This window comes from Brevibacterium samyangense, assembly GCF_039529845.1.
GTDB lineage: Bacteria > Actinomycetota > Actinomycetes > Actinomycetales > Brevibacteriaceae > Brevibacterium > Brevibacterium samyangense.
Window position 1 is genome coordinate 32986 of record NZ_BAAANO010000031.1, and the last position, 9922, is coordinate 42907.

Consider the following 9922-nt stretch of genomic DNA (forward strand, 5'->3'; position numbering starts at 1 on the left):
CCATGTACCGGTCAGTCCTTCCGCGACCGGAGTCGGAGCACGTCGTCGAGCATGACCTGGGCACGCGCGGCGAAGCTGTGGTGTGTGCGTACGTATTCCGAAGCCGCGCGCAGGTTCTCGTCCGTGTAGACGGCCCCGGGCCCCGCCTCGGCGACGGAGAGCAGCTCCGCGGGCGAGCGGAAGGTCGCCACCCCCTGCGGAAGGATGTCCCGTGGCACGAGGTCGTCGAGTCCGTCGACCTCGTCCGTGAGGAGGCGCCCGCCGGAGGCGAGGACGTCGAAGATCCGGTTGGAGACGAATCCGTGGTCGCGCATATCGGACCAGTGATCGTTCAACGCCCATCGCGCTCCCCGGTAGTAGCGGCGGAGTTCGTCGTTCGGGATGTACGAACCGGCGATGTTCTCCTCCGGCACCCGCCCTTCCCAGTCGTTGCCGTACACCGCGACCGGCAGTCCGGCGTGGGCCGTGTGCCAGGCCGCCGGACGGTACTGGTGCCGGGAGTTCCCGACCATGACGAGCTTGTCCGCGACCTCGTCCGCGGGATCGTCGATGAAGAATCGGGAAGGATCCGTGCACTGCAGCAGCGGCGTGACGTCGACTCCCCACTGCGACTTCATCAGTCCGGGCCACGTCGTGCTCGCGGCATAGGCCTTGTCGTAACCGACGATCTCCCGGGCGGCGACGTCGTCGGGGTGGCTGATGACCCACAGCAGTTTCGTGGATTCCGTCGGCAGCGCGAAGGACTCGAGCCCGCGGAGGTTGAGGACGACGTCGTCGAGGTGGGCCGACTCGCGCGCTGCGTTCGGCCCGTAGTCGACGACGGCCGACTGGCCGAGTTCCCGCAGCGCCGACGCCAGGGACTGTCCGAAGTGGTAGTCCCCCCACGATGCGGCACCTTCGTGCGCGGGAGCGGCGGTCTTGATCGCCCACCGCAGCCGGGGCACGCCCTCCTTCACCGAGGTGAGCGGACGCGGGCGCACGTGCGCGACGGGCCAGAGCGCGGGGTTCTTCTCCGCGCTCACCGAATCGAACCCGGCGAACTCCACGTCCACACCGGCGGCGTCGAGGAGCGCCCGGGAGTCCTCGCTCCGACCGGACCACTCCTCGTGGAACATCCGGACGTCGGCGGCAGCGTCCGCGGTCTTCGCGTACGTGTTCGCCCGAAGGAGCTGGAACGCGGTGTGTGTGTCCAGCAGGATCGGTCGTTCCGCGGACAGCCTGCGGGAGAAATCCAGATCGGCCCACAGCTTCCGGAGCTTGGTGTTCATCCCCCGGACGGAGAGTGCGGACGCGGTCCGCATGAGCAGCGGCCAGGGGGCGGCGGGAGTCTCGACGAAGCGTTCCTTCCACTCCGGCCAGTCACGTGGCAGTCCCCGGAGGAACGGCACGGGGTCGGTCGACCCGTCGGGGAAGACGACTCCTGCGTCGTGGATGAGGCGGGTGCCGTCGAGCACGACCGGGTGGAGTGCCTCTGCTTCGGAGGTTCGGAGTTCATCGAGCAAGTCCGTGAGAGAACCGTCGAGCGGGCGGTGGCCACCGGACATGAGGAAGAGGAACTCCCCCGTCGCCCGGCGGATCGCTTCGTTCACGGAGAGCGGGAGTGAGCCGCCCGCGAGCGAGTACACGAAGCGCACGGCTGCGGTACCCGAGGCGGAGGTCACCGCTTCGAGCGAGCGGACCAGTGCCCAGTCGTGCGACTCGGCGATGACGATGATCTCGTGATCGGTCCCGTCGACCCATGCGGTGAGTCCGGCGAGGACATTGCGCAATTCCCGGCCGGAGGCGATTCCGTCGACGACGACGGTGACACGGCCGGCTGTGAGCACCGGCTCCTCGAACCGGCGCCACTTGTGCTTGTCCCGCACGTGGAAGTTCCAGGCCACCGATTGCGATTCGCTGATCCGGTTCGGGTCCTGGTCGTCCTCCGTGTAGCGGACGCCGACGAACGGGACGAGGTGGAGGTCGGTGATCTCGGTGAGCGAGAGGATGAGGTCGTAATCGACGGCGCGGCGCAGGGACTCGTCGAAGCCTCCCGTCCGGTCGAGAACGCTTCGGCTCACAACCAGGGCCGTCTGGTCGACGGAGTTGCTGGCCAGCAGCGATTCCCGGGTCGCCGGCACGGTGTGATGCACCGTCCTGGGGCCGAAGGAGACCGCGGTGACCGAGTACGCCGCGTCCGTTCCGGTGCCGACGAGGTGGGCGATCATGGTGTGCAGGAACTCCGGGTCCCAGGCCTTGTCGGAATCGAGGAAGGCGACGTAGTCCCCCGTGGCCGCCGCGAGTGCGGAGTTCCGCGCGGCGCTGACTCCGCGGTGGTCGAGCTTCAGGTAGTGGACGCGTGCGTCACGCGAGGACTCGGAGGCCACGATGAGTTCGGTGTCGTCGACCGAGCCGTCGTCGGCGACGATGAGCTCCCAGCGGTCGTACGACTGGTTCTTCACCGATTCGATCGACGCCCGGATGGACGCGGCGCGGTTCCACGTCGGGAGAACGATCGAGACGAGCGGACGGTCGTCGCCGGCGTCGAATGCGGCACGCAGCTCCGCGAGGGATTCCTCCTCCCGAGGCGCCTCGGCCGATCCCCGCGACGGCACCAGAGCCTGCTCCCGGGCATGCCAGTCGCGGCTCGCACGGACGAGGTCGGCGCGTACTCGGGTCAGGGTGGGCGCTGGGTTTCCGTCGACCCGCTCGTGGGGCAGGGGATATTCGGCGCCCCGGTTGAGGACGAAGGAGGCGAGCGGTCCGAAATCGCTTTCCGGCAGCCGTTCGTCGAGGAGGGCCGGGTCGAAGACCGCGGATGTGGGCTTCGTCCACGCGTCGTCGACGTTGCGGATGTACTTCAGGAGAGGGTCGGTCTTCGAGGTCCTCCAGTCCTTCGGGAACACGAAGGTCGGGTCGAAGAGCGGGTGCGGAGTGAGTCCTGCCCTGCGTCCTCGGGAGAGGTAGTCGCCGACCGCTTCTGCGGCCGTGGGGAACTCGGCGTCGGCCTGCACCTCGTACCACTCCGTGTCGAAGATGCGGGAGGCGAGGATCGTCCGGACGTCGGCCTCGTCCGGAGTCTGGGCTCCGGTGGACGTGTGGGAGGACGAGGAGCCCTTCGAGCCGTTCCGCGACGCCGCGGAGCCGGAGGTGCGTAGCTGCCGCTCGAGTTTCGACGTCGTCGCGAAGATCCGCGCGCTGAGGACGCGACGCGAGTCGAGGAGGACGAGGAGCACGAGGACCTGGAGAAGGCCGAGGACGATCCACACGAGCGGCGTCCACACCACGGTGCCGACGACGAGGAGTCCCAGGAGAACACAGCCGCCCGCCGCGAGAACGAGTGCCTTCTTCGATTTCACAGGCTCATGCCCTTTCCTCGGGTGGTGTGGTTCGTGCGAGCGGAGTCTGCGGTGAATGCCTCGTCCATGCAGTATCCGAGGCCGCTCCGCTCCCGTTCGCGGTCCGATACGACGACGTTGTTCTCCCCGGGCCGGAATGCGTAGCGGTCCCGGGTGGCGTTGAGGAACTCACGCACACCCTCCATGAGTGTGGGCTTCTGCTTCTCCGCTTCACGGAGCAGGCGCTCCGCCCCCAGTTCGTAGGGGTCGTACCGGAGGGTGTCGAACTTCAGGAGTGGGAGGCGGTCGTCGAGCAGGAATCTGTCCGCCCAGGCCGCGGCCGGATTGAAGTTCTTCGTCTGGTCACCCGTCCAGTCGGTGAGTTCCGAGAGGAACGAGTCCTTGTGCTTCACGTGCAATCGCACATCGGCGTGGTGCCTGAACCGCCGGCGAGCGAGGTCGAATTCCTCCGGCGTCGGTTCGAAATAACCGCCGGAGGCGAATCCGGCTTCGCGGACCGCTCTCGTCAGGCCGATCTCGTACGCCTGAATGACTTTCATCCGGTCGGACACCGGTTCCATGTTCTTCCAGAACGAACGGAATCCGGCGGAGCGGATGAGATTGTGTCCGGCGACGAAGAAGAAACTCTGTGCGTGCGCACCGTGACTGAGGGACCACGTCATTCCCATGAAGTCGTAACGGGAAGCCGGCTCGCTCTCGACGACGTCCCTCAGGGGGACGGACGGTCCGATGAACGAGTCATTCGAGACGACGAGGGTGTCGAAATCGGGATAGTCGGGGACGAGGTCGAGCCCCCATTTGTAACTGTAGAAGTCGTACCCGAAGTTGGGGCGCGTCGTGAAATGGACGTTCGAGGGGAGGCCTTCGAGCTCTTGCTCGTTCACTCCGGAGGTCGACACGACGACCACTCGATCCGCGTCCGCCGCGTAGGTACGGATGGTCCTCTCGGTATGCGGCCTGAGGGTGCGGTCCACGTCGTAATGCGCCATGACCACGAGAACCGACAACGCTACCTGCCCTTCGGACACCGACGACGAACAAGTCGCCAGTATGCCATTACCGGTCGGGACCGCAGTTTCCCAGCTGTTCACAGCCCCGTGCAAGAATCGCCCGTATGCGTGGAATCATCCTTGCCGGAGGAACCGGCTCTCGACTGCATCCGATCACCTACGGCGTGAGCAAACAGCTCGTCCCGGTGTGGGACAAGCCGATGATCTATTACCCGTTGAGCACTCTTATGCTCGCGGGGATCTCGGACATCCTCATCATCACGACTCCGCAGGATTCGGAGACTTTCCAGAACCTCCTCGGTGACGGTTCGAAGTTCGGGATCAACCTGAGCTACACGGTGCAGCCGTCCCCCGACGGCCTGGCGCAGGCATTCCTGCTGGGCGAGGAGCACCTGCAGGGCGGACCGGGTGCCCTGGTCCTCGGCGACAACATCTTCCACGGTACCGGCCTCGGTGCGAAGCTCGACCGCTTCACGCACTCGGAGGGCGCGACCGTGTTCGGCTACTGGGTGGCGGATCCGACGGCTTACGGTGTGGTCGAGTTCGACGGCGAGGGCAAGGCGATCTCCCTCGAGGAGAAGCCGAAGGAGCCGAAGAGCAATTACGCAGTCCCCGGTCTCTACTTCTACGACGAGACCGTTGTCGAGCGGGCGAAGCAGATCAAGCCCTCGGCGCGCGGTGAACTCGAGATCACCTCGCTCAACGAGTCCTATCTGAACGACGGACTGCTGAATGTCGAGATCCTGCCGCGCGGTACGGCATGGCTCGACACCGGGACGTTCGAATCGCTCCACGAGGCCTCGGCGTTCATTCGCACGATCGAACTCCGCCAGGGGCTCAAGGTTGCGTGCCCCGAGGAGATCGCGTGGCGCAAGGGCTACCTGTCCGACGACGAACTCGCCGAGCGCGCGAAGCCGCTCGTGAAGAGCGGGTACGGCAGGTATCTCATGGAATTGCTCGAACACGGACGCTGAATTTTCTGGAGGCTCGGGCGACTGTCATTCAGTCGACCCGAGCCTCCATGCTTTCCTCCGGAGGCGGCAGAGGTAGGCACCACCCTGTCCAAGAAGGTGCCCCGGACTAAGACCGGGACTTCACCCGTCGCCAGAGTCCTCGGAGCACCGGCACAGAGGCGGCAACTCTGGCCTGGAAGTCCCGATCGATCGGTGACGATTCCCGAGCCACCTCCGGTACCTCTTCCTGGAACGGCTCGAACATCTTCCAGGTGACCGTTCCGCCCATTGCACGGGTGACGGCGGCCAGCCCGGGGAACGTCGCCATTGGTCCCTTCACAGCAGTGTCCAGCTCGACGTCGCGCGGTTGGATGAGCCGGGGACCACCCGGCCGGTTCAGATGGACTCGAATCTTCGGGCCGCATTCTTTGTTCAATCGGCGATCGAGCACGTCCCCGTTGCGGGGGTCCCCAGCCGGAAAGCGATCGGCCGGGCTCTTGAAGGCGTACGCGTGGGCATCCCAGACGAGAACGCGCGGAGAGTATCCCTTGTCCTCCACCGACCGCAGGATTTGCGCCTCCTTCCTGAGCCCCGCGAAGTCGTCCTCCGCGCTGGATTTGCTGAGGCCGGAGATCCACACGAAGTCTTTCGATCCGCCCTGCTGAGGCGGGATCTGCGAAACGTCCGGGACGAATTCGACGTTCGGCCCCAGTTCGGCCATCCCCTTCTTCAGGTAATAGGAAAGCGTCCTGTTCCATGCAGACGTGCCGGTCAGGACCGTCGGCCTGCCGAAGTCGATCACGGGGATCTCGAGATTACCCGCCAGAACGTCCAACTGTCGGGCAGTATCCGAAGCTCCCAGGTGTGCCACATCGTCGATGACGGACCGCAGGAACCGGTATCCGAAGTTCGTCGGATGGAGTTGCGAGTCCTTGAACATCCTCTCCGCCAGCCGGTGTGACAGAAGCGGCTGTAGGGAGATCACGTTGTCCCCGATTTCGGCTTCCGCCTCAGCGAGGTTCCAAATGGGGTGACGGTACTGTCCCGAATCCATGTACCTGCCGGACTGCATGTTCGTGAACTCGCGGCCGGCCAGGCTCCAGAACAGGAAGTGGCAGTGAGGGTTGGCATCACGCACCCGTTTGACCGTCTCCATGGTCTTCCGGTACATCTTCCGATCGATCTCGGGAGTGACAAACCTTTTTTCGATTCCGCTGTACCAAGCAGGGTGGGAGGGATTTCCGAATGTTCGGTTCCCGATGCGGAAATCGGGAATGAGGAGCAACGACGGCAGCGGGTTCGAGAAGAACTCCTCGCTCTCGAACATCGGATGGAAGAGAGACACGGCACGCGCTCCCACCCATTTCACGTCAGCACGAGGCGCTGCGACCTCCCCCATGTCGATTGCCCGTCGAAGATGCACGATGTGGGATGGCCCGGCAACAACAAAGGGAGTACGTGAGGACGCACCTTTCACTTCGGAACTCCTCTATAGGAAAAACGGTCTCGTGTCCCCGCAAAGCCCGAGGACTGCTTGCTGTGTCGAATGTGCGAGGTCACGCGGAGCGCACGATCTCCACTGCTTCGTCGATCGAGAGTTCCGCAGTGTTGATGACGATGTCGGCATCCTCGGGCTCCTCGTAAGGCGAAGAGATCCCGGTGAAGTCGGGGATCTCCCCGGCGCGCGCTTTGGCATAGAGACCCTTCCGGTCACGTTCCTCGCACACCTCGAGCGGGGTGTTCACCCAGACGAGGACGAGGTCGGCGTCCGCCCCTTCGACGAGCTCCCGGACCTTGGCGCGGCCTGAGGCGAACGGGGCGATGGGAGCGGCGATCGCGATGCCCCCGTGCTTGGCGACGAGGGATGCGGCATACCCGATCCGTTCGATATTCGTCTCCCTGTCCTCGCGGGAGAAGCCGAGGCCCTTGGACAGGTGATGACGGACTTCGTCGCCGTCGAGGAGCGACACCGTGTTTCCCTCGGCCTCGAGCGCCGTAGCGAACGCCTTCGCCACCGTCGACTTCCCGGAGCCGGAAAGACCGGTGAAGAAGTAGACCTTGCCACGACGATGGGCATTCGCGTGCGAAGTGGTGACGGCTCGTGCAGCCTCGGGCGAATAGATCTCAGCGACGGCACGCGCGAAGGCATCGCCGAGTTGCGCGACCTTTTCGTGAATATCGGATGCACGTTGGGCGATCGGATCGATGATCTCGTCCGCATTCAGCGCGGAGGCGAGTGCAGCGGGCGACACACCCGCATATGCTTCGGGTCCGTTGGGCCAGGGAACGACGACGACCTGCGCTCCACCGAGATCGGTGGCAAGTGCCCGCGCATATTCGAGAAGCGCAATCGGGTGAGCCTCACCGATACCGACGACTGCATGGCGGGAAGCCGGCACCGCAATGACAACGGGGGGCGCTGCCCCGGCAACCCGCTGTCGCACAGCGTCCTCCTCGGCCTTCACCAGTGGCACCGACAGCCAGACTGCGACCTCGGAGTGTGTCGACAGCGGCGCAGTAAGGCGGACCTCGGGGTCCGCGAGCGGGCTCTGCGGGAGGGCCAGGGCCTTCTCGGAGTGGACCACACCCGCCGTGTCGACACGACCGATCGGCGTGTTCTCCGCGTCCGTGAAGACGACGTCGCTCCCCGCGCCGGGCCTCAGTTCTTCGGGCAGTTCGGGCAGGACACCGGTGAGGACGAGCTCGAGAACGTCGACGTCGTCGGGAGAGAGGACACGGGTTTCGGTCACGGGAACTTCGCTTTCCGGGGTAGGACGGTGAGTCTGATCTGCACTGCCGACTCTACGTGCCTGTGTGCGGCCCATTTCCGACCGGTTTGATTGGCAAGGTAAAAACGCGCAAATGCTAACATCGGTGACGGTCGTCACCGACCGAGAACCTCTGCGCCCACACCGAGAGACAACATGACCTCACGAAGTAGTTCGACAATCGCATCAGTGAGCCCTGCACTTCCGGACGCGTCACTGTCCGACACGGAGCTCGCGATCGCTCTCGCCGAAGGCGCCGGAAAGGTCCTCCTCACTCTTCGCGACGGTGCACTCGCACACGACGCCGAGGAATTCGACGGAAAGGCGTTCAAGGACGCCGGGGATGCTGCTTCCCAGGAATGGCTCGCCTCCGCCCTCTCTCATGCCCGCCCCGGCGACGCCGTCCTCTCGGAGGAAGCGAAGGACAGCGCTGCCCGCCTCACTGCGGACCGCGTGTGGATCATCGACCCGCTCGACGGAACACGCGAGTTCTCCGAACGCAACGATGCCGGGATCTGGCGGGATGACTTCGCCGTCCACATCGCGCTCTGGGAATCCGGTGCCGGCCTGACCGTGGGCGCTGTCGGCCTCCCCGCCAGGGGTGAGGTGAAGGCCACCCCCGCTCCGGCGTGTGCAACCGCGCGTAACGACGCCGAGGCGCCTCTCAAGCTCGCGGCGAGTCGCACCCGGCCGCCGGCATTCGTTGCCGACCTCGCGGAGCAGGGCGAGGTCGACCTCGTTCCCATGGGTTCGGCCGGAGTGAAGGTCATGGCCGTCCTCGACGGCACGGTGGACGCCTATGTCCACGGCGGTGGTCAGTACGAGTGGGACTCGGCTGCGCCCGTGGCGGTTGCGCAGGCTGCAGGACTGCACTGCACCCGGCTCGACGGAAGCCCGCTCGAATACAACCGTGAAGACCCGTGGTTGCCCGATCTGATCGTGTGCCACCCGACAGACGTCGCCCGCGTGAGCGCCATGCTCGCAAGCGTGGGTGCCAACCAGAAGCCCATGAAGGAAGGTGACCGGTGAGCTCTCACATCCTGAGCCAGCTCGAGTACCTGGAGTCCGAGAGCATTCACATCATCCGCGAGGTCGTCGCAGAAATGCGTCGTCCCGTGCTGCTGTTCAGCGGCGGCAAGGACTCGATCGTGATGCTCCACCTCGCAGCGAAGGCCTTCGCGCCCGCTCGGATTCCGTTCCCGATCATGCACGTCGACACCGGTCTGAACTTCCCGGAGGTTCTCGAGTGCCGTGACCGGTGGAAGGACCGCCTCGGCCTCAATCTCGTCGTCGCGAGCGTGCCCGATGCGATCGAGCGTGGACTCGTCCAGGAGGAGCCGAACGGTTCCCGTAATCGGATCCAGACCCCGGTTCTCCTCGAGGCCCTCGAGAAGGGTGAGTTCGACGCCGCGTTCGGCGGAGGTCGTCGTGACGAGGAGAAGGCGCGCGCCAAGGAACGTGTGTTCTCCTTCCGTGACGAATTCGGCCAGTGGGACCCGAAGAACCAGCGCCCGGAGATCTGGAACCTCTACAACGGTCGTGTGCATCAGGGCGAATCGATCCGTGTGTTCCCGATCTCCAACTGGACCGAGCTCGACATCTGGCAGTACATCGCCGCCGAGAACATCGACATTCCGGAGCTCTACATGGCGAAGGAGCGCGAGGTCGTCGACCGCAACGGCATGCTCTTCGTCGTCAACGAGTTCACGCCGAAGCAGGACGGCGAAACCTCTGAGGTGAAGTCGGTCCGCTACCGCACCGTCGGCGACGCGAACCTCACCGCTGCCGTCGAGTCGCCGGCCGCCACGCTGCAGGACATCGTCGACGAGGTCGCGGCCGTCCGCCTCACCGAG

The 9922-nt window shown here is 65.2% G+C and carries 7 protein-coding genes; 3 read left to right on the top strand and 4 right to left on the bottom strand.

Annotated features, from left to right (window positions below):
- Positions 1-11: 11 nt before the first annotated feature.
- Positions 12-3338, bottom strand: a complete 3327-nt coding sequence (locus ABD172_RS13610) for a glycosyltransferase (RefSeq protein WP_344310490.1) — start codon at positions 3336-3338, stop codon at positions 12-14.
- The gene (locus ABD172_RS13615) at positions 3335-4237 is read right to left on the bottom strand and encodes a rhamnan synthesis F family protein (protein WP_344310492.1); all 903 of its coding nucleotides are present in this window, start codon (positions 4235-4237) and stop codon (positions 3335-3337) included. Before ABD172_RS13615 ends, ABD172_RS13610 begins: the two co-directional genes overlap by 4 nt.
- Positions 4238-4452: 215 nt before the next feature.
- Between ABD172_RS13615 and rfbA the strand changes: the two genes are divergently transcribed.
- Positions 4453-5322 (top strand): glucose-1-phosphate thymidylyltransferase RfbA, encoded by an 870-nt coding sequence (gene rfbA, locus ABD172_RS13620; protein ID WP_344310494.1) that lies wholly within the window; start codon positions 4453-4455, stop codon positions 5320-5322.
- A 106-nt stretch (positions 5323-5428) separates the two neighbouring features.
- On the opposite strand, the gene ABD172_RS13625 is transcribed toward rfbA, so the two are convergent.
- Entirely contained in the window at positions 5429-6646 is a 1218-nt protein-coding gene (locus tag ABD172_RS13625; RefSeq protein WP_344310498.1) for a hypothetical protein, read from the bottom strand.
- 211 nt (positions 6647-6857) lie between these two features.
- Positions 6858-8051 carry an adenylyl-sulfate kinase gene (cysC, locus tag ABD172_RS13630; protein WP_344310500.1) on the bottom strand — a complete coding sequence of 398 codons (1194 nt, stop codon included), beginning with the start codon at positions 8049-8051 and terminating at the stop codon, positions 6858-6860.
- A gap of 207 nt (positions 8052-8258) precedes the next feature.
- Between cysC and ABD172_RS13635 the strand changes: the two genes are divergently transcribed.
- Both ABD172_RS13635 and cysD read left to right on the top strand, forming a co-directional pair.
- Entirely contained in the window at positions 8259-9098 is an 840-nt protein-coding gene (locus ABD172_RS13635; RefSeq protein ID WP_344310502.1) for a 3'(2'),5'-bisphosphate nucleotidase CysQ, read from the top strand.
- Positions 9095-9922 (top strand): sulfate adenylyltransferase subunit CysD (cysD, locus tag ABD172_RS13640; RefSeq protein WP_344310503.1); only part of this gene is annotated, 828 nt, incomplete at its 3' end. The genes ABD172_RS13635 and cysD, both read left to right, overlap by 4 nt.